Source organism: Stenotrophomonas sp. AGC87, from assembly GCF_057333975.1.
Genome location: NZ_JBHFHW010000030.1, coordinates 85,901 through 106,844 on the forward strand (window position 1 = coordinate 85,901; position 20,944 = coordinate 106,844).

The window sequence follows — 20,944 nt, forward strand, 5'->3', positions numbered from 1 at the left end:
CCCCCCCCCCCCCCCCCCCCCCCCCCCCCCCCCCCACGACCCTCAACCGGCCAGCGCCTGCGCGGTCACCCGCACCGGCCGCGCATGATCATCCATGTGCAGGGTCACGGCCTTGCCATTGGCCAGCAATGCAGCCACATCCGCATCCGCGCCCAGGTCATGCGCCATCTCTTCGCGGGTCACATCGTCATGCGGCAGCCGACGCTCCTTGCCCGTGAACCGCATGCGGTTGTACTCGGCCCAGGCGATCAGCAGCGCCGCGCAGCAGACCAGCATCACCGGCAGTGCGATCACCACGAACGGATCGACCGTCTGCTTCTGCTCATACAGCTGGGTCCAGGCCATCTGCCCGCCCAGCAGCCAGGAGACCAGCGTCACCAGCGGCGCCCACAGGTAGAAGTAGAACGCCCAGAAGGCGATGGTCACAAAGCCCCAGGCGGTACGCTGCAGCCGCGGCTGCTTGCGTGGTTTCTGGATCAGCCGCGAGTCGAAGCGGCGGGTGGATTTGACAGTGTTCATCGGATACCCCGGTCAGGACTGACCCAGACCGCGCGCTTGCCACGACGTTTGAAGATCGTCTTGGGGAACGCCACCAGGGTCGTGAACAGACTGATGAGCCAGTACGCCATCGGGTACCAGATCACCCAGAAGTAATTACGTCCAATATGCGTCTCGTAACGGCGGTCGATGATCAGGCTGCTGGCGAACTGCAGCAGACAGACCAGGGCCAGGATCACGCCATGCCACTGCGGCAGCAGCGTGGCGATGTACAACTCCGGCGGCAGCACCATGAACTTGCCCAGCGCCCATAGCACGATGATGGCCAGCATCGTGTACGCCCAGAGCACGCTGAGGATGTACTCCAGCAGCACGCCCCACATCCGCCGCTTGCGCCAGTGGAACAGCGAGCCGCCATGCCGCAGCAGCACTTCCACGCCGCCTTGCGCCCAGCGCAGCCGCTGCCGCCACAGCCCCTTCAGCGTTTCCGGCATCAGGATGAAACACAGCGCGTTGGGCTCGTAGCGGATGTCCCAATGATCCAGCTGCAGGCGCCAGCTGATGTCGATGTCTTCGGTCACCATGTCATCGGCCCAGTAGCCGATCCGGTGCAGCGCGGTGCGACGGAACGCGGCGATCACGCCGGAGATGGTGAAGATGCGCCCGTATACCCGCTGCGCACGTTTGATCATGCCGATGATCGAGGAGAACTCGGCCACCTGCAGCCGGCCCAGCAGGGTGGAGCGGTTGCGGATGCGCGGGTTGCCGGTCACCGCACCCACGCGCGGGCCGGAGGTCAGGTGCCAGACCATCCAGTGCGTGGCGTATTCCTCCAGCATCGCATCGCCATCGATGCACACCAGGAACTCCGAGCGAGCGGCGAGCGCGCCCATGCGCAGCGCATTGGCCTTGCCCAGGTTGCGGTCCAGATGCACCACGCGCAGGCGTGGGTGCAGGGCGGCCAGGGCATCCAGCCGTGCCCCGGTATCGTCGCTGCTGCCATCGTTGATGGCGATCACTTCGAAATCTGGGTAGGTCTGCTTGAGCGCCGAGCCGAGCGTGTCGTCCAGATTCTCCGCCTCGTTGTGGCAGGGAATCAGGATCGACGCGAACGGGTACTCGTCCATCGGCGGCGGATCATCGCGGTCGCGTGCCTGCGTTCGCGCCGGAAGAAGTAATACAGGCCGCCGGACATCCAGAAGAAGGCCATCACCATCGGGTAGAAGAAGGCGAACTGGAACAGGGTATAGAGAAGAGGATGCATGGCGACCTCACTTTTCCTCGTACGGGAAGCTGCGGGCCGACATGGCCGCGCGGGCGTCATACGTGGAGGGACGTCCGGCGATGAAGTCATCCGGATACCAGGCGAAATGACGCACGCCCTGCGCCTGTAGACGACGGATCTGCGCGCGCAGGCGGTCGCCGGGGATCGGCTTGCCGGTGCGCCAGTCCAGCGTCTGCAGCTCGAACATCGTCTGCGACAACTGCGGATCGTGTTGCTTCACCGCCACCACCAGCCGGTCCAGCCAGCGTTCCGGGCTGCGGCTGCCTTCCATCCACGGCATCGCCATCAGGGCGGTGTGGTCGTAGGCCTTGTTGAACAGGTCCAGGCGCTGGGCGAACCAGCTCGCGCTCTGCGGTTCCAGCACGGGCTGGGCATACAGGTTGCGCACGGTGCCCAGCTTGGGCCGCCAGCGCTGCGCGGCGGTGCGCAGTTCCAGCGTGAAGTCGATCAGGGCCTGGGTACGTGCACCGTCATCGCCTTCCTGCGGCAACTGGGTCAGCTCGGTGTCGCGCAGGTAGGCATCATCGTGGAAGAGCAGGCCCTCGAAGTACGAGTTGATCGCCAGGTCTTCGTAGATGTCGTCGATGATCTTGCGGACCTGGGGCCGGGTGAAGTCCAACCGGAAGATGCCGTCGCTTTCCGGGCTCTCGATGGCCAGCGCCTTGCGGATGGCCGGGTCCTTGAGCTCGTAGCCCAGCACCGGCAGCCACGCGAACACCTTCACCCCGGCGCGCGTCTTGAGCTGCCACGCCACGCGGTTGAACAGGTCCGCACGCATCGGCAGATGGCGGTTGGGGAAGTACAGCGCATCGGCCGAGCCGTTGCCGTCCGGATCGGCGAAGGCCTGCAGGAACACGTGGGTCGGGCCGATCTTCTTGACCCGGTCGATCAGCGCATCCAGGTTCTTGCCCTGTTGCACCGGGTCGGCATCGTAGACCGCATCCAGGTCGATCTGCAGGGCCCGCATGCCATCGCGCTCGACATCGCGGCGCAGTTCATAGGCCAGCTGCACCACGGTGGGGTTGTTGGTCACCAGCAACCGGGCCAGACCGTGCAGATCAGGCTTGACCGGCGTGCTGCGCCCTTCCAGATCGAACGAGACCGGCATGCCCAGCTGCTCGGCGATAGTGTTGCTCAGCGCGTTGTAGGCCGCGTAGGGCCACACGATCGCCTTGGGGCTGACGCCGACATTGCGCTGGATGCGCTCCACGCTGCGGCCCAGGTCGGCGCGCAGGCGGGCCTCGTACTCGGCCGCGGTTTCGTAGGTCTTCCGGGCCGGATCGTAGGTCCGGGTGATCACCGCCGGGGTGGAGTTGCCCTGTGGATTGGACTGCACGCCATGGTGCAGGTTGTCGGTGTGGCTGGCCAGTTCGATCAGCCCACTTTTCTGCATCTCGCGCAGCTGCGCCCAGGTCAGGAAATCATCGCGGGTGAAGGGGCGGTAGCCGTAGTCGATCTGGCGCCCGGCCGGCATGTCCACGTAGTCGGTGATCACCGCGACCAGCGCCGGATAGTTGTAGGCGCGCAGCAGCGGGAAGACTTTGCTGTACACGCTGCGCAGGCCGTCATCGAAGGTCAGCAGTACCGGCTTGGGGGGCAGCGGCGTGCCGCCCTTCGAGGCGGTGATCAGCTGCGACAGCGACACCGGGTGATACCCATGTGCGGACAGCCAGTCCAGGTGTGCGGCGAAGTTCTGCGTGCTCACGGCATACGCGTCCGGGTCGCCGCGGGCGGCAACCTCGTCGCGGATGTCGTGGTAGCTGAGCACCAGCAGTCCGTTGTCGGCGGCATCAAGTACGGCCGGTGGTTGCTGTGCCTGTGCCGGCAGCACCGCAGTGAGCAGGGCCAGCAACAGCCAGCGGGTCCAGCGCTTCAAGTCCATGTGCCGCATGTCATTCTCCCCACCGCAGGCCGGCATCCAAGCCGATGTGTCGTTCACGCTGTCCGTCATAGACCGGTCGCGACCAGCGGATGCCGTACTCGAAAATGCGGCCTTCGCCGAGCTGCCACTCATGGCGGTACTCGGCCGAGGGCACGATCGCGCTGCCATAGCCCTGCTGCCAGTACTGCCCCACGGAGACGGTCAGGCGGTGCCGGAAGTGGCGTTCGTAGTGGCGCCACAGCTGCTGGTCCACGCGCAGGCCGATCTCCACCGAGTGATCCTCGGAGGGGTTGAAGTAGGGCACGTCATCGCGGCTGCCGCGGCTGGCATACACGCTGCCCAGACCGTCCAGGAACACCGTCGGCCGGGTCATCAGGCGCTGCTCGATGGCGGTGCTGACGGTATCGCGACGGTTGCCGTCGTCGTAGCGGAACTGGCTGGCCCCCACGCTCCAGTGGGTGCGCTCGTCGCGCCGATAGTCGGCCGCCAGTGCGATGCTGTCGGCGGTGATGCCCGACACCCGCGCCTGCATCGAGGCATCCGGGTCGTTGCGTGCGGCGGTGATGCCGGCATGCCATTGATCACTGAACTGCCAGCCGAACCCGGCGCTGAGGCCGGTATCGCCGATGTGGTCGTTGGCGCGGTTGACGAAGGCTTCGGCATCGGCGCGGCCGTAGCGGTAGCGCGTACCCGCACCGATCCGCAACGGGTCGATGGTCTGGTCCTGGAAATCCACGCTGCGCCGATCGGCGAACGCGACCAGGCGCCAGCGGTCGTCCAGCACCGGGGACTGCACTTCCACGCCGTAGCGGCCGTCATCGTTGCCCAGCGGTGAGGTGCCGCCACCGCCCGAGCTGCGCCCACCTTCGGCGTAGGCATGCCACTGCCAGCCACGGTGCGCCCGCCAACTGCGATCCATGCGCTGCACGGAGGGCTGGTTCGGATAGGCGGCGAGCAGGGTGTCACGAACCGGCCGAGCCAGGTCATCGCGTTGCAGCTGCACGTAGGCATCGTACTGACCGAGACGCGCCGGTACGTCGCGCGGGTCCAGCGTGTTGGCCATGCTGTAGCGCTCCAGCGCTCGTCGCGGCCAGCCACGCATGAGATAGATGTTGCCCAGCGAGGATTGCGTGCCGGTGTTGCCCGGGCCGATCTCGACCATCTTCTCCAGATCGCGCTGGGCGGTGGGCAGGTCGCCACTGTAGGCACGCACCATGGCCAGGTTGAGGTCGGCTTCGTAGCGCGGCCAGTTCGGATACGGCGCCTTGGCACCATTGGCCCAGCGCCACGCGGGCTCATCGGTCTGCCACTTCTTCAGCAGGGCGATCGCGGTGTCGGCCTGCTCGTCCTCCAGATACGCATAAGCCAGTTCCGAGCGCGCCTGCGGCAGCGACGGATCGGCGTTGAGTGCGGCTTCCAGCACCGGGATCGCCTCGGCCGGATGCTGTGTGGCCATCAGCGAATCGCCGACGGCGGCCAGCAGATAGTTCGGTACCGGGTGGCCCTCGGCGAGCAGCGTGCGGTACTCCTCGCGCACCTGTGCATGGCGGCCCAGTCGATTGAGCAGGATCAGGCGGTCATAGCGGATCCGCAGTGGCGCCTGATGCACCGTGGTGCCATCGCGCTCGAGGTACTGCTGCATCTGCACCAGCGCGGCATCGGCTTCATCCAGGCGGGTGTCCTCGCTGGGGCCATAGGCCAGGCTCCAGCCCACCAGCTTGGCCAGGTAATTGCCTTCCAGCCGTTCTTTCTGTGCCGCATCGAACAGGGTGGGGCGCGCCAGGTACAGCTGCCAGGCGCGGTGCGCGTTGCCGATGTCCGCCAGGGTCAGCACCTGCAGGCGATACAGCAGTTCGTCGTCGGGCGACTGGACCCGTGCCCGCTCGATCGCCGCCAGTGCATCCAGCCATTGGGCGTGGTCCCGGAACTGGCCGATCTCGGCCAATGCGTTGTCCCGCGCAGTGGCTGCAGCGGCCGCCGGAGCGGAAAAAGCGAGTGTGGCGCATGCCAGGCCGACGCAGAGCGCCAGCGGCCGATGGTCGTACATGGAACCCCCCTTGGAGCATCCTTTCAAAGGTGTGTTGCGTCAAAAGTGTGACGCACATCACATGCCAATCGTGCCTGACTGCGCAGTTGTTGCCAAATCGTTATGGGCCGGGTACGGCCGATCAGCCCCCGGGCGGAACCCGGAGGAGAGGGGCAAGTCATTGAATTGCTACAGATTCAGACCATGTCGCCAACATGGGAAAGCGCACTCCGTCGCCATGAAGCTGTTCAGCCACCTGGCGGTACCAGGGGCTCCGAACACCGCCCGATGCCTGGCATCGGGTCAGTTAGCGACACGCTACGTCAGCAGTTGCGCACAGCGCGTGTAGATGGACGCGCCGGGGCGCTTACCACTGGTCTTCGAGCTTCTGCGGTTTGCAGGCGACCCACGAGGCGCACAACAGCACCACCGCGCACAGCACCAGGAAGCCGAACGGCAGGTGCCAGCCGCCGCTGACCGCGTGCAGCCAGCCGAACAGGAACGGGCCCAGGCAGCTGAAGGCATAGCCCACGCCCTGCATGAAGCCGGACAACGCGGCCGAACCGGCGGGGGTGCGGGTCCGCAGGTTGATCAGGGTCAGGGCCAGCGGGAACGTGGACGGCCCGATGCCAAGCAGCACCGCCCACAGCCAGGGAGCCTTCATCGGTGCGTACAGCAGGCCGGCGAAAGCGATCAGGAAGGCACTGAAACCGATCAGCACCAGCGGGAAGGGATTGCGCAGACGCACGGCCAGGGCCGGCATGGTCAGCGACGGCAGCAGGCCGCAGGCGGCGAAGATGGCGACCATGATGCCGCCGAAGGCCGGCGTGGCACCGGCTTCGACCACGATGCGCGGCAACCAGGTGAACATCGAATAGGTCATCAACGAGGTCATGCCGAACATCAGGGTCATGCCCCAGGCCAGCGGCGTCTTCCAGACCTTGCCGTGCGGCGCGCTGGCAGGATCGTTTGCGGCGCTGATCGTGTCCGGGTGCGGGCGGGCACGGGAGAGCATGAGCCACGGCAGCGCCGCCGCCAGCGACATCAGTGCCCAGATGCCCAGCGATACGCGCCAGCCCGCCTGCTGCGCGACGGGTACTGCCAGCAGGGCCGGCATCATCGTGCCGATCTGCAGCACGGTGATGTAGAGCGTGCTCATGGTGCCCACGCGGTTGGCGAAGTAACGCTTCACCAGCGGCGGTACCACCACGTTGCCGATGCCCATGCCGGCCAGCGCCACCACCGAGCCGAACAGCAGGCTGCCCACGCCGCCGGCCATCGAGCGCAGCAGCAGGCCCACGGTGGCCAGGCTCATCGCCAGCAGGGCGGTGCGCTCCAGGCCCAGCCGGCGCGCCACTGCCGGGGTGGTCACGCCGAACAGCGCGAAGGCGGCCGTCGGCAGCATGCCGAGCACGCCGGTCATGGTGGTGCCGAAGCCGAAGGTCTGGCCGAGCACATCCAACAGCGGGGTCAGCGAGGTGACCGCGGTGCGCAGGTTCAAGGCGGCCAGCAGGATCGCGGCAAAGGCCAGCAGGCGCCCGTGAAGCAGGGACTGGGACGGTGAGGTGGGGTGAGTCATCAGCATGTTTCCTGACAGGTGGCGCACCGTGGCCTCAGGCACGCGGGTGCAACGGCAGAGACCGGCCAGCGGCCGGCATCTGCGGGGTAGGGGACTGGGCCGTCGCCGAAGGCGGGGCCAGGACCGGCCATTGTACGGGTTCGATCCCGGCAGGTCCCTCATCGAGCCCTTCGGCAGGCGCTACGTGTGAAAACGTGTTCACAACAAGGGTCGCGCGATCCCCTCCCATGTGAGCTGCGTCAAAAAAATGACTATTTAGGAAAATACCTACATGCAGGTGGGTGGTTGTCCTACCCGACGAGTGGGGTTTTTGACGGTTTTCATGTCGCGAATAGCTCTTAAATTGGCGGGCCTCCATAGGGGCGGTCTATAGCGAACGATGGTTCGTGCCAGCCCACGTTCGAGATCCTGCATGCCAAACCACGTACTACCCACCCCGGCTCGCGCCGGTTCTCATGGCGCTTCCCGGCGCACCCTCCTTCTGGCCCCGCTGGCGGCCGCGCTGGCCCTGATCTGTCTGCCGGCCAGCGCCCAGCAGCTGCCGGCCCCTGATCAGGAACTGCTCCGCCAGCAGGAGCGCGAACGCGCGCTGCGCGAGCAGCTTGAAACACGGCCCGATGCGCGCCTGCAGGACGCCCCGGTGGCGGCCCCGGAGCGGCTGCCCCAGGATGAGGCACCGTGTTTCGTGATCGAGCGCATCACCTTGGGCGGCGAGCAGGCCGAACGCTTCCAGTGGGCGTTGGCTGCGGCCAACGTCAACGGTGATCCGGCGCTTGGCCGTTGCCTGGGCACCGCCGGGATCAACGTGGTGATGTCGCGCGTGCAGAACGCCATCGTGGAGCGCGGCTTCGTCACCACGCGCGTGCTGGCCCAGCCGCAGGACCTGACCACCGGCGCGCTGGAACTGACGCTGGTGCCCGGCACGCTGCGTCAGATCCGCTTCGCCGAAGGCACCCACCGCGATGCCACGATGTGGAACGCGATCCCGGCGCGGAGCGGCGACCTGCTCAACCTGCGTGACATCGAACAGGGGCTGGAGAACTTCAAGCGGGTGCCGACCGCCGAGGCCGACATCCAGATCAGCCCGGCCGAAGGCGCCGATGCCGCGCCCGGGCAGAGCGACCTGGTCGTGCAGTGGTCGCAGCAGCGGCTGGTGCGCTTCAACCTGAGCCTGGACGACTCCGGCAGCAAGGCCACCGGCAAGACCCAGGCCGGCGCGACGATGTCGCTGGACCACGCGCTGCGCCAGAACGACCTGTTCTACGTCAACCTCAACCACGACGTGTTCAGTGGCGGCAAGCGCGGCACCAAGGGCTTCACCTTCCACTACTCCGTGCCCGTCGGTTACTGGCTGTTCGGCGCTACCCGCAGCGGCTACGAGTACGAGCAGACCGTGGCCGGCAACCAGCAGTCGTATCTGTACAGCGGCGAGAGTTACAACGCCGAAGTACGGGCCACGCGCCTGCTGTTCCGCACTGCCAGCAGCAAGACCAGCATGTACCTGCGTGCATGGGAGCGCGACTCGCGCAACTTCATCGACGATACCGAAATCCTGGTGCAGCGCCGGCGCATGGGCGGCTGGGAACTCGGCCTGAACCACCGTCATTTCATTGGCCAGGCGACGCTGGATGGCACGTTCGGCTTCCGCCGCGGCACCGGGGCATTCGGCTCGATCGCAGCGCCCGAGGAGCTGTTCGGTGAAGCCACTTCGCACCCGAAAATCTACTTCGCCGATGCGCAGCTGAGCGTCCCGTTCCAGCTTGGCCAGCAGCGCCTGCGCTACACCGGCAGCTGGCGCGCGCAATGGAACCGTGGCGGCCTGGTGCCGCAGGACCGCTTCGCGATCGGTGGCCGCTACACCGTGCGCGGCTTCGATGGCGAGATGTCGCTGATGGGCGAGCGCGGTTGGCTCATCCGCAACGACATCGGCCTGGCACTCGGCGGTGGCCAGGAGTTCTACGTCGGCGCCGATTACGGTCATGTCGGCGGCAGCGCCACGCAATGGCAGCTGGGCAATGACCTGGCAGGCACCGTGATCGGCCTGCGCGGGTCCTATCGCGGCCTTTACTGGGACGGCTTCGTCGGCGCCCCGTTGAACAAGCCCTCTGGTTTCCAGAATGCGTACACCGTCACCGGATTCACCCTGAGCTGGTCGTTCTGATTCCAGCGCTGGCGCCTGCGCGCCGCGCCGACCGCACGCACACAAAGGAACTGTCATGAACAAGCATCTGTACCGCCTCGTGTTCAACCACGCCCTCATGCTCTGGCAGGTCGCCGCGGAGATCACCCCGCGCCCCGGCGGAGCGGGCACCGGCCAAGGCGGTGACCGTACGGCGGCACTGCGCCCGATGGCCTTCGCGTTGTGGGTGATGCTCGGTTGGGTCGGGGTGACCGGCATGGCCGCGGCGCAGGTGGTGGCCGATCCAAATGCGCCGGGCAACCAGCGGCCGACGGTGCTGGAAACGGCGAACGGCACGCCGCAGATCAACATCCAGACCCCGAGTGCGGCCGGTGTCTCGCGCAACACCTACCAGCGTTTCGATGTCGACCAGCAGGGCGCCATCCTCAACAATTCGCGCGGCAACACGCAGTCCCAGCTCGGCGGCTGGGTACAGGGCAACCCGTGGCTGGCCGGTGGCACCGCGCGGGTGATCCTCAACGAGGTCAACGGAGCGAACCCGAGCCAGCTGCGCGGCTACGTGGAAGTGGCCGGCGACCGCGCGCAGGTGGTGATCGCCAACCCCGCCGGCATCGATTGCGACGGCTGCGGCTTCATCAACGCCAACCGCATCACTCTGACCACCGGCACGCCGATGTTCAACGGCGGTGCGCTGGAGGGATACCGCGTGCAGGGCGGTGCCATCCGTATCTTCGGCGCCGGCATGGATGCCAGCCGGGTCGACTACACCGATCTGATCGCGCGCTCGGTGCAGCTCAACGCAGGCCTGTGGGCACAGCAACTGCAGCTCACCACTGGCGCCAACACGGTCAGTGCCGATCTGAGCCGCGTGCAGGCGCAGGCCGCGGAAGGCAGTGCGCCGCAGTACGCGCTGGACGTCGCGCAGCTCGGCGGCATGTATGCCAACAAGATTCTGCTGATGGGCACCGAGCATGGCGTGGGCGTGCGAAACGCCGGCAATCTCGGCGCGCAGACCGGTGAGCTGGTGGTCACCGTCGATGGCCGGCTGGAAAACACCGGCAAACTGCAGGCGCGCGACGACACCCGCATCGCGGCCAGCGGCGGTGTGCGCAATGAAGGTCTGGTCAGCGCAGGTCGCGAGTTGAACCTGCGCACCGGCCAGGATCTGGACAACACGGGGGGCCAGCTCAACGGCACCCGTCTGGATGTGGAAGCCGCCTCGCTGGTCAACCGGGATGGGCGCATCGAGCAGGCGGGTGTGCAGGCGCTGGCAGTAGTGAGCGGGCAGCTGCAGAACCGCGACAAGGGCAGCATCGGCGCGCTGGCCCAGCAGGATGTGACCGCACCGACGACGCCAGGCACGGGGGAAGGCACGGGCAGCCCAGCAACGCCGGGCACCGGCAACGGCGGCACCGACGGCAGCGCGCCGGGCGTGATTCCGCCGACCACCGCGCCGCTCGCGCAGGGCCGCGTGGTGATTGCCGGCCTGCTCGACAACGATACCGGCGCGGTGCTTGCCGGTGGCGATATCGATCTGCGCGCCAGTGCGTTGGACAACGACGGCGGCAGCATCGGCGTGCGCGACCTGAGCGTGAACGGTGGCGCGCTGTCCAATCGGCGGGGCGAGCTGACCACCCAGCGCGACCTGCGCGTGCAGGGTCAGGCACTGCACAACGACGCCGGCGCATTGAACGTGGGCGGCGCCCTTGATGTAAGCACCACGCAGCTGTCCAACCGCAGTGGCACGATCACCCACAGCGGCACTGCACCCGCCCAGCTGCGGGTGCAAGGCACGCTCGACAACACCGACGGCAGTCTCGCCAGCAATGCCACCTCACTGGCGCTGACCAGTGCAGTGCTGGTCAACACTGACGGCACGCTGATGCATGCCGGCAGCGATGGCCTGCAGCTCACCACCGGCACGCTGGACGGCCAGCGCGGCGAGATCGCCACGGCAGGCACGCTCAGCCTGCGCGCGGGGCAGGTCGATCATCGCCAGGCGGAACTGCAGGCCGGCACGCTCGATCTCCAGGTCGATACGTTCGACAACCGTGGCGGCCAGCTGCTGGCGACCGGCAGCCAGGCCAACCGCATCGAGGCGACGGCCGCGCTGGACAACAGCGGTGGCACGCTCGCCAGCAACGGCGATCTGGCCATCGGCACAGCGCTGTTCAACAACGCCGGCGGGCAGGTGCAGCAGGCCGGCAGCGGCCGCCTGGACATCACCGCAGCGACGCTGGCCGGGGCAGGCGGCAAGCTGCTCAGCAACGGCGCGCTGCACCTGCAGGGACAGCGCATCGACGTCTCCGGCGGTATCACCTCGGCGGTGCGCATGGAGATCGATGCCGGGCAGCTGGACAACCGCCGTGGCGAGTTGATCGCCACCGGTACCGATACGCTTGGCCTGCGTGTGACCGACGGGATGCTCAACGACAACGGCCAGATCATCGGCAACGGTGCGCTCGCCGTGCAGGCGGGCAGCCTCTCCAACCGCGACGGCAAACTGCTGGCGGCAGGCGATGCGGCTTCCACGCTGCAGGTGACCGGCGCGTTCGACAACCAGCGCGGTACGCTGGCCAGCGCTGGCGATCTGATGCTGCGGGCTGGTCAGCTGGACAACCAGGCTGGCACGCTCCAGGCGGCCGGCGACAGGGCGCTGCAGCTCACCGTGGACGGCCTGCTCGATAACCGCCAAGGCGGCATGATCGCCTCCGGTGGTGCGCAGCAGCTTCGCGTCGGCAGCCTCGACAACCGCGGTGGCAGCGTCAACGCAGGCGATACGCTGGACGTGGCGGTCGCCCAGACCCTCGACAACAGCGCCGGCACCCTCGCCGCCAACGACACGCTGCAGGTGCAGGCCGGGCGCATCATCAACCGTGACGCGGGCACGCTGGCCTCGGTCGAGGGCGATGTCTCGCTCGACAGTGCGAGCGATATCGACAACACCGCCGGTGTGATCCAGGCCGAGCGTGCGCTGTCGGTGACCAGCCAAGGGCTGACCAACGTGCGTGGCACGCTGGCCGGTGCTTCGCTCGCCCTCGATACGGGTCTGGGCGGCGTGGACAACAGTGAAGGCATCATCGCCGCCACCGCCGGCACGCTGGATCTCCGCAGTGGTGCGCTGGAGAACCGCGCTGGCCTGTTGCAGTCCAGTGGCGGGATGAGCATCGATACGCATGGCCAGCGGCTGGGCAATACCGACGCGGGCGCGCGTGGCGGCATCGTCAGTGGTGCCGGGCTGACCTTGCGTGCTGGCGAGCTGGACAACCGTGCCGGCCTTGTCCAGGCGCAGACGACGTTGGACGCGCGGCTGGCCTCGCTGGACAACCGCAGCGGCGGGCAGGTCGGCAGCGGCACCTCGCTGCTGCTGCAGGCGCAGCGCGTGGACAACAGCGGTGGCCGTCTCCAGGCCGCCCAGAATCTGACCCTCGAGCTGAGCGGTGAGCTGGTCAACCAGGCCGGGCTGGCCGTGGCCGGTGGCGATCTGATCGCCCATGCCGCGCGTATCGACAACCGCGCCACGAGCGGCGGCGGCACCGCGCTCGGGCTGCAGGGTCGCAACGTGGACCTCACTGCCGCGCAGATCGACAACAGCAGCGGCATGATCGCTGCCGACCAGCGCATTGCGCTGCAGGCGACCGATGCACTGTTCAACCAGCAAGGCCTGGTGTCCTCGGCGGGCAGTCTGGACGTGCGCGCCGGCCAGGTCGGCAACACCGACGGCACGCTGCTGTCGGCGGGCAACCAGACGCTGCATGCCAACGCGCTCAACGGCACCGGCCGGGTGTTGTCGCAGGGCGATCTGGTGCTGGCGCTGCAGCAGGACTACCGCAACGATGGCCAGATCACCGCCAATGGCAAGGCCACGGTCTCCACGCAGGGGCTGTGGACCAACGCAGGCAAGGTGCAGGCCGGGGATCTGAACCTGCACGCACGCCAGGTCGACAACCTCGCCACCGGCGAGATCAGCGGCATCCGCACGCAGGTGCGCGCCGATGGCGTGCTTGGCAACCGAGGCCTGATCGACGGCGTGGACACCCGCGTCGATGCCAATGTGATCCTCAACGTCGGCACCGGTCGCATCTATGGCGACCGCCTGTCGATCGGTGCCAACACCCTGGTCAACAGCGACGAAACGCTGGAGGGCGTCACCCGCGCCGCCACCATTGCCGCGCGTGAGCGCCTGGACATCGGCGCCGGCACCGTGGTCAACCGCGAGCAGGCGTTGATCTTCAGCGCCGGCGGCGGCGAGAGCGCACTCAATATCGGCGGTGCGCTGGATGCGCAGGGGCATGCGGTCGGTCGCGCCGGCTTGGTGCACAACGCCAGCGCGACCATCGAGTCGCTGGGTGGCTTGAGCATCGATGCCACGCGCCTGCTCAACAGCAACGAGCATTTTGCCACCACTGAAGTGATGGTGGTGGGCCCGACCAAGAAGCTGTACATCCAGCCCAAGGGCACGCCGGGCATGCACGATGCCAGCGAGTTCACCTGGTCCAGCTGGAGCCGCGCCGGCAAGTACTGGTGGAAGAACGGCAACGGCGATGTCAAGGACTGGACCCAGTACGACGTCACCCACACCGAGTACGAAACCCAGGTCGCCTCCAGTGCGCCTGGCCGCATCATTTCCGGCGGCACCATGACCCTGCGCGGTGATGAGCTGATCAACGACAAGAGCCAGATACTGGCCGGCGGCGCGTTGCTGGGCGACCTCGGCAACCTGCGCAACATCGATGCATTCGGTGAGTACCGGGTGCACGAGGAAGGCACCAGCCAGTACACCTACAGTCGCTGGCGCGGTGGCTTCAAGCGCTATCACGAACGCAAGTGGGACCGGAAGATCGCCTATCGCCCGGCCGATGAAGTGCGCACCATCAACCTGGGCGTCACCCGGACGGCCGAGCACACCCGCGATGGTGGCAGCGGCTACCAGGTGGGTGGCGTCAGTACCGGTACCGTCGGTGGGCAGGTCGGGGGCGCGGCCGATGCCGGTGCCGTGGGTGGGCAGCGCCAGGTGACCGAAGTCAGCGCCAGCGTGGCCTCGCTGGCCGGTCCCGGCAGCACTGCGGGTACCGGTGCGCAAGGCGCGGCGGGCAACCAGCCGACCGTGATCCGCACCATCGGCGTGGAGGCCGAACTGCCGCAGAGCAGCCTGTTCCAGAGCGGCCCGAACGCGGGGCAGTACCTGGTCGAGACCGATCCGCGCTTTGCCGATTACCGCAACTGGCTGGGCTCGGAGTACCTGCTGCAGAAGATGGGCGTGGACCCGGCCAACGTGCAGAAGCGGTTGGGCGATGGGTTCTACGAACAGAAGCTGGTCCGCGATCAGGTCGCCCAGCTCACCGGCCGCCGCTTCCTGGACGGCTACGCCGACGATGAGGCGCAGTACCGCGCGCTGCTCGACAACGCGGCCACCATCGCCGACGCATGGGGCCTGCGCCCCGGCGTGGCGCTGACCCCGGCACAGATGGCCCAGCTCACCAGCGACATCGTCTGGCTGGTCGAGCAGCGCGTCACCCTGGCCGATGGCAGCACCACCACCGCACTGGTTCCGCAGGTGTATGTTCGCGTGCGCCCCGGCGATATCGACGGCACCGGCACGCTGCTGGCCGGCCGCTCGGTAGAGCTGAACCTGCGCGGGGATCTGGTCAACAGCGGCACCATCGCCGGCCGCACCGCGGTGAAGATCGACGCGCAGAACCTGCGCAACCTGGACGGCCGCATCAGCGGTGACACGGTCAGTGCCAACGCGCGTACCGATCTGGACAACCTCGGCGGCCTGATCGATGCGCGCAGCGTGCTGGTCGCCAGTGCTGGCCGTGATCTCAACATGGTCACCACCACCCGCAGCGGTCAGAACACCGCGGGACTGAGCGACTTCAGCCGGACCAACATCGATCGTGTGGCCGGGTTGTTCGTGAGTGACCAGGGCGCCACGTTGCTGGCCAAGGCCGGCCGCGATCTGCGCATGGACGGCGCCCAGGTGGTCAACACCGGTGCACAGGGCCAGACCCTGCTCGCGGCGGGTCGGGATCTCTCCCTGGGCACGGTCACCGAAGCACGCCAGGAAAACAATGTCCGCAACAACGACAACTACCTGCGCCAAGGCTACGAACGGGAGGTCGGCACCACCCTCGATACCGCCGGGGCGGTACAACTGCAGGCCGGGCATGACGTGAACCTGCGTGCCGCGCAGGTCTACAGCAGCGATGGCGCGATCTCGGTGATGGCCGACAACGACGTCAGCATCGCCAGCGGCGAGCAGAGCAACAATTGGAGCGAGGGCCGCAAGCACACCCATCGCGGGCTGTTGAAGTCCACCACCAACACCACGCGCGATAGCCTGGAGGAAACCCAGGCCATCGCCAGCACGCTCAGCGGGCACCAGGTGGCGGTGCGCGGCAACAACATCACCGTGACCGGCAGCAACGTGGTCTCCGATGCGGGCACCGTGCTGCTGGCCGACAACGATCTGACCGTGCAGGCGGCGACCAACACGCGCGGTGAGAGCCACTACAAGCGCAAGGATGAAAGCGGCTTCCTCTACAACGGCGGCGTCGCGTTCACGGTCGGCACGCAGATGCAGAGCCGCGATGCCAAGGACGTGAGTACCAGTGCCGCGGGGTCCACCGTCGGCTCCACCGCGGGCAACGTGGTGATGGTGGCGGGCAACAACTATCGCCAGGTCGGCAGCCACGTTGTTGCGCCGGTGGGCGATGTCGACATCCACGCGCGCAAGGTCGATATCGTGGAAGCCCGCGAGACGGGCGTAGCCACCCAGGAGGACAAGTTCCGCCAGGCCGGGCTGACGGTGGCGTTGACCGCGCCGGTGATTTCGGCGATCCAGAGCGCCGAGCAGATGAAGAAGGCGGCCAGCCAGACCGACGACAGCCGCATGAAGACCTTGGCGGCAGCGACCACCGTGCTCAACACGGCGGCAGCGGTCGGTGCGGTGCAGGCCGATCCGGGTGCAGCGGGCGGCATCAACATCTCCATCACCGTGGGCGGCGCACGCAGCGACAACAAGACCACCACCACGCACGACAACGCAGCCGGCTCCAGCATCACCGCGGGCGGCGACGTGCGCATCAGTGCCACCGGCGCGGGCAAGGACTCGGATCTGACCGTGGTTGGCAGCACCATCAACGCCGGCAATAACGCCTACCTGCGGGCCGATGGCGATATCGCCCTGCTGGCGGCGAAGAACACGCAGGAAACCGATCGCAAGAGCAGCGCGGCCAGCGGTGGTGTCGGCGTGGCGATCAGCATCGGCTCCGGCGGTGCCAGTGCGGGCATCACCGCCAACGCCAGTGGCTCCAAGGGCAGGGGCGAGGGCACCGATGTGCAGTGGACCAACAGCCACGTCAACGCCGGCAACACGCTGGTCCTGCAATCCGGCGGCGACACCACCCTGCGTGGCGCAGTGGCCAGTGGCCGCCAGGTGATCGGCGATATCGGCGGTGACCTCAACATCGAGAGCCTGCAGGACACCTCCACCTTCCACAGCAAGGACACCAGTGTCGGCGGCAGCGTGACGGTGGGGCTGGGCTTCTCCGGCAGCGCCAGCTACGGCAACACCAAGGTGGATGGCGACTACGCCAGTGTTGTCGAGCAGAGCGGAATCAAGGCGGGCGACGGTGGCTACCAGGTACGCGTAGGCGGCAATACCGATCTGATCGGTGGCGTGATCGCCTCCAGCGAACAGGCCATCGCCGACGGCCGCAACCAGCTGATCACCAGCACATTGAGCGTGCGCGATCTGGACAACCGCAGCGATTACAAGGCCAGCAGCCTCAGCCTGTCCGGCGGCTTCAGCAAGAGCGGCACCGGCGCCCCGTCCAGTGGCGGCAACAGCGGCCGTGGCAACGACGGTACGCCAGGGTCCACCGGTGCGGCCGGGCAGGGCAGCAGCTGGTCCTGGCAGAACTATGGCAACGATGCCAGCGCTGCCGCGCCCGGCTATGCCAGCGACAAGGGCAGCGATGCCAGCACCACCCGCAGCGGCATCAGCGCAGGCGGGCTGACCATCACCGATGGCAACGCGCAGCTGGCCAGGACCGGCAAGAGCATCGACGACACCCTGGCCAGCCTCAATCGCGGTGTGCTCAGTAACGACGATGCCAACGGGCTGATCCGCAACTGGGATCCGGTGGAACTCGCGCAGAAGGTGCAGGCCGAAGCGCAGATCAGCGCGGCCTTCACCCAGCAGGCCCACAGCGCGGTGGGCAGCTATGTGGCCAGCCGCGGCGCCAGCATCAAGGAGCGTTACGAGGATGCCGACACGCCGGAGCAGAAGGCTGCGCTGCAGGCTGAAGCCGATGAACTGCGCACGCAGGAGAAGATGCTCAACATCCTGATCGGCGCGGTGACCGGCTCGGCGACCAGCGCGGTCTCCAAGGAGGCGCTGGCCAGTGCGGCGGACTGGATGAGGAAGGAGATGATCAAGAATTCGGAACTGTTCACCGGCGTCGTCGATCCCTCCAATCCCGAAGTGGACCCGACCACATCCAAGAACAAGAACGTCCTCAACAACATCAACGGGATCAGCATTGGTGTGGACGGCGACGGCATCAAACTGGGCGGAACCCGCATCGATCTGGATCTGCTGTGCGGCACGTCCAACAGCCGTTGCATTACCGACGAAACCGGCAAGCTGGCACTGGATGACAACGGGCATGTGCAATGGAACGCGACCGCCGCGAAGATGAGTCTGAAGGACTTCCTGGCCAGTGAAGAGGGCAAGGCACTGGGTGGCCTGACCGGCGGTATTCAAGGTATCGAAGGTACGCTCAACGGGACCCCTTATTCCAAGGGTGATTGGGAGGACAGATTGATCGAGTTCTTTGCGGGCCCACACGACTACATCGGCGGCCAGATGAGCGGGTTGTATGATGAGCAGGGCAACGCAGTACGCGGGCGCTCCCCACTGCTGCAGAAGGTACACAACACATGGAGCGTGTTCGCCATCCCCACGGCCGCCCCGTTTGCAATGGCAAAAGGCCTGCCGCCAGGCGTATGGCAGGCCATCACCACGTTCGTGAAGGCATCCCCATGATCCGAATCATCTGTGCACTTGGCCTGCTGTTCTCCCTGGCGTTGTCGGCCGGGTGTTCGGTAGGCAACTGGAACGTCTGCGGCCCGCAGACACCGCGCGCCTACTGTGACAAGAAAACCTACGACGCCTTGGCCAATCCCCCTTCGCAGCGCGACAGCTGGGCGGCGGGCAAGGCCGATGCCTCGCAACTGGGGGCGGCGTGGGTGGCATGCGGCGGCATGGCGAACGGCAATGTCGGCATCGATCAGCAGGGCGGCAACGGTCCCGAAACCGTGCAGCGCCTCACCCGGAAGAATGACGACGTCCAGCGCTGCATGATGCAAAAGGGATACCGATACACCGGGACATGCTCAGGGGATATTGCGAGTCGATTCCCTGCCTGCCAGTCGCGATGAACGTGCGGCGGCCTCGTGGAGGTGCGCTCGCCGCTGCACCTGATCCCTGGGATCGGCGGACGGCGCATGAGCACCCTCGCGCGAGCCGGAGGGTCAGAGGTATATCGATGCTGATGGCGATCGTACTTTTCGCGGTTGCAGGCTGTGCCAGCACTCCCGCTGTACCGGGGCAGGTGGCGGTGACGGACATGGGGCCTGTTCCGGCGGGTTCCGTTCGTGTCATGCCGACGCGGCAGTACTGGCGCAAGGCGGGGGCGAGCAAGGCCGACGCGGACCTGGCCCGGCAGCAATGCAGCCAGCACCTGCGCAACACCGACGAGTACGTTGGGCTTCTCAAGGAGAGCGCCGTGATCACGAAGATCTGGCATGCCGAACGTACCTCGGCACAGAAGAAGCGGCGCAAAGAGATCGCCGCTCGGCTGGGCCAGCTCCATGATGCATGCATGGCCGGCGAGGGGTTCGAGTTCGTGCGTCGTGGGTTTCCGGTGGAGTGAATACGATGCGCATGACACTGCTGTTCGTCCGTAGGGGGTTCATCTGTCGCAAGCATCCCGCCAAACGGCACACCGGTCGTGCGACGGTGGTACTCGGCATGCTGTTCGGGCTGACCGCCTGTGGTGCAGGTGGGATGTGGATGAATGGAAACCCTGCCGCAACCCGGCAGCTGGTGCCGCCGGGCCACGACTGGAGCAGGCCGGACGCAGGTGCCCTGGTGCGTGATACGGACTGGCAGGCCTGCGGCGGCCAACGCAGTGGGAACATCTCCTCAGACCGGCAAGGTGCCACGGGTGAGGAAACCGCCCATCTTTCACGCGACAAGCTCTACGCGGCACAACGGTGCATGCTGGGGAAGGGCTACCGCTACACCGGTCGCTGCGAAGGCGACATTCCGCGCCGCTACCCGGCGTGCGAATCGCCATGAAACCCCGTCCCATCCGCCGCGTCGTCACTGCCCTGTGCCTGGCCGCCAGCCTCGGCGCCTGCGGCATGGGCGGCATGTGGATGAATGGCGATCCATCGGTCGGCCGCACCCTCATGCCACCGCGGGATACTTGGGAGAAGCCAGGCAACGGTGGCACGGCCCGCGATGCCGATTGGCGCGATTGTGGCGGGGCCGCCAATGGCGGTTACCACGTCTCCACGCCGGAGGGGGCCAGCGCGGCGGTGATCCAGCAGGCGCTGGGCCGCACGTTCGATGATCTGCAGCACTGCATGCTCGGCCAAGGCTACCGCTACACCGGCAGTTGCGAAGGGGAAATCCGCAGCCGCTACCCGGCCTGCCAATCGCCAGGCACAAAAAAACCCAGAGGACAGTGATGTCTTCCAGGCTTGATTGTGACCATCAAATGGTCGGGGAGACAGGATTCGAACCTGCGACCTCTACGTCCCGAACGTAGCGCTCTACCAGACTGAGCTACACCCCGTAAGGAGCCGCCTATTGTATCGATCCCGCCGGTCGGCGGCAAGGGGGGATCGCGTTTTTCACCTTCGGTGCCGTGTTGCCACGGCCCTTGATAAAGAAGCCTGGAAACGTGTTCCCAGGCTTCAATACGACCACCGAAGTGGTCGGGGAGACAGGATTCGAACCTGCGACCTCTACGTCCCGAACGTAGCGCTCTACCAGACTGAGCTACACCCCGTAAGGAGCCGCCTATTGTATCGATCCCGCCGGTCGGCGGCAAGGGGGGATCGCGTTTTTCACCTTCGGTGCCGTGTTGCCACGGCCCTTGATAAAGAAGCCTGGAAACGTGTTCCCAGGCTTCAATACGACCACCGAAGTGGTCGGGGAGACAGGATTCGAACCTGCGACCTCTACGTCCCGAACGTAGCGCTCTACCAGACTGAGCTACACCCCGTAAGGAGCCGCCTATTGTATCGATCCCGCCGGTCGGCGGCAAGGGGGGATCGCGTTTTTCACCTTCGGTGCCGTGTTGCCACGGCCCTTGATAAAGAAGCCTGGAAACGTGTTCCCAGGCTTCAATACGACCACCGAAGTGGTCGGGGAGACAGGATTCGAACCTGCGACCTCTACGTCCCGAACGTAGCGCTCTACCAGACTGAGCTACACCCCGAAGGAGCCGACA

10 protein-coding genes, 4 tRNA genes and 1 pseudogene are annotated in these 20,944 nt (G+C 66.7%); 6 read left to right on the plus strand and 9 right to left on the minus strand.

Translation table 11 applies throughout. From position 1 onward, the window contains the following. Nucleotides 1-42 precede the first annotated feature (42 nt). The 5 genes and pseudogenes from pgaD to ACE026_RS12215 all read right to left on the minus strand — a co-directional run bounded on the left by pgaD (nt 43) and on the right by ACE026_RS12215 (nt 7,270). Nucleotides 43-519: a poly-beta-1,6-N-acetyl-D-glucosamine biosynthesis protein PgaD gene (pgaD, locus tag ACE026_RS12195; RefSeq protein ID WP_486039208.1), complete on the minus strand. Its 477-nt coding sequence runs from the start codon at nt 517-519 to the stop codon at nt 43-45. Further along, nucleotides 516-1,762: pseudogene (gene pgaC, locus ACE026_RS12200) on the minus strand (poly-beta-1,6-N-acetyl-D-glucosamine synthase). Before pgaC ends, pgaD begins: the two are co-directional and overlap by 4 nt. A 7-nt stretch (nt 1,763-1,769) precedes the next feature. Next, complete coding sequence (gene pgaB / locus ACE026_RS12205; protein WP_486039232.1) at nt 1,770-3,665, minus strand: poly-beta-1,6-N-acetyl-D-glucosamine N-deacetylase PgaB; 1,896 nt, start codon at nt 3,663-3,665, stop codon at nt 1,770-1,772. A 10-nt stretch (nt 3,666-3,675) separates the two neighbouring features. Next, the gene (gene pgaA / locus ACE026_RS12210) at nt 3,676-5,712 is read right to left on the minus strand and encodes a poly-beta-1,6 N-acetyl-D-glucosamine export porin PgaA (protein ID WP_486039209.1); all 2,037 of its coding nucleotides are present in this window, start codon (nt 5,710-5,712) and stop codon (nt 3,676-3,678) included. Nucleotides 5,713-6,058: 346 nt separating this feature from the next. Continuing rightward, complete coding sequence (locus ACE026_RS12215; protein ID WP_486039210.1) at nt 6,059-7,270, minus strand: CynX/NimT family MFS transporter; 1,212 nt, start codon at nt 7,268-7,270, stop codon at nt 6,059-6,061. A gap of 412 nt (nt 7,271-7,682) precedes the next feature. On the opposite strand from ACE026_RS12215, the gene ACE026_RS12220 reads away from it, so the two are divergent. From ACE026_RS12220 to ACE026_RS12245, 6 genes are all read left to right on the plus strand, one after another. Next, nucleotides 7,683-9,431, plus strand: coding sequence for a ShlB/FhaC/HecB family hemolysin secretion/activation protein (locus ACE026_RS12220; protein ID WP_486039211.1), 1,749 nt, complete (start codon nt 7,683-7,685; stop codon nt 9,429-9,431). Nucleotides 9,432-9,486: 55 nt separating this feature from the next. Next, the gene (locus ACE026_RS12225) at nt 9,487-18,465 is read left to right on the plus strand and encodes a two-partner secretion domain-containing protein (RefSeq protein WP_486039212.1); all 8,979 of its coding nucleotides are present in this window, start codon (nt 9,487-9,489) and stop codon (nt 18,463-18,465) included. Continuing rightward, the gene (locus ACE026_RS12230) at nt 18,462-18,860 is read left to right on the plus strand and encodes a hypothetical protein (RefSeq protein WP_486039213.1); all 399 of its coding nucleotides are present in this window, start codon (nt 18,462-18,464) and stop codon (nt 18,858-18,860) included. Before ACE026_RS12225 ends, ACE026_RS12230 begins: the two co-directional genes overlap by 4 nt. Nucleotides 18,861-18,967: 107 nt before the next feature. Next, complete coding sequence (locus ACE026_RS12235; protein WP_121038154.1) at nt 18,968-19,354, plus strand: hypothetical protein; 387 nt, start codon at nt 18,968-18,970, stop codon at nt 19,352-19,354. A 5-nt stretch (nt 19,355-19,359) separates the two neighbouring features. Next, nucleotides 19,360-19,782, plus strand: coding sequence for a hypothetical protein (locus ACE026_RS12240; RefSeq protein ID WP_486039214.1), 423 nt, complete (start codon nt 19,360-19,362; stop codon nt 19,780-19,782). Next, entirely contained in the window at nt 19,779-20,177 is a 399-nt protein-coding gene (locus ACE026_RS12245) for a hypothetical protein (protein ID WP_486039215.1), read from the plus strand. Before ACE026_RS12240 ends, ACE026_RS12245 begins: the two co-directional genes overlap by 4 nt. A 30-nt stretch (nt 20,178-20,207) precedes the next feature. On the opposite strand, the gene ACE026_RS12250 is transcribed toward ACE026_RS12245, so the two are convergent. The 4 genes from ACE026_RS12250 to ACE026_RS12265 form a co-directional block, all read right to left on the minus strand. After that, nucleotides 20,208-20,284, minus strand: a tRNA-Pro gene (locus tag ACE026_RS12250). A 139-nt stretch (nt 20,285-20,423) separates the two neighbouring features. Then, nucleotides 20,424-20,500 (minus strand) — tRNA-Pro (locus ACE026_RS12255). Between the two features lie 139 nt (nt 20,501-20,639). After that, nucleotides 20,640-20,716, minus strand: a tRNA-Pro gene (locus ACE026_RS12260). Nucleotides 20,717-20,855: 139 nt separating this feature from the next. Continuing rightward, nucleotides 20,856-20,932: transfer RNA gene (locus tag ACE026_RS12265), tRNA-Pro, on the minus strand. Nucleotides 20,933-20,944 lie beyond the last annotated feature (12 nt).

Bases quoted from the DNA above. Each gene is read 5' to 3' on its own strand.
- pgaD (WP_486039208.1), bottom strand. From the start codon at position 519: ATGAACACTGTCAAATCCACCCGCCGCTTCGACTCGCGGCTGATCCAG.
- pgaB (WP_486039232.1), bottom strand. From the start codon at position 3,665: ATGGACTTGAAGCGCTGGACCCGCTGGCTGTTGCTGGCCCTGCTCACT.
- pgaA (WP_486039209.1), bottom strand. From the start codon at position 5,712: ATGTACGACCATCGGCCGCTGGCGCTCTGCGTCGGCCTGGCATGCGCC.
- ACE026_RS12215 (WP_486039210.1), bottom strand. From the start codon at position 7,270: ATGACTCACCCCACCTCACCGTCCCAGTCCCTGCTTCACGGGCGCCTG.
- ACE026_RS12220 (WP_486039211.1), top strand. From the start codon at position 7,683: ATGCCAAACCACGTACTACCCACCCCGGCTCGCGCCGGTTCTCATGGC.
- ACE026_RS12225 (WP_486039212.1), top strand. From the start codon at position 9,487: ATGAACAAGCATCTGTACCGCCTCGTGTTCAACCACGCCCTCATGCTC.
- ACE026_RS12230 (WP_486039213.1), top strand. From the start codon at position 18,462: ATGATCCGAATCATCTGTGCACTTGGCCTGCTGTTCTCCCTGGCGTTG.
- ACE026_RS12235 (WP_121038154.1), top strand. From the start codon at position 18,968: ATGCTGATGGCGATCGTACTTTTCGCGGTTGCAGGCTGTGCCAGCACT.
- ACE026_RS12240 (WP_486039214.1), top strand. From the start codon at position 19,360: ATGCGCATGACACTGCTGTTCGTCCGTAGGGGGTTCATCTGTCGCAAG.
- ACE026_RS12245 (WP_486039215.1), top strand. From the start codon at position 19,779: ATGAAACCCCGTCCCATCCGCCGCGTCGTCACTGCCCTGTGCCTGGCC.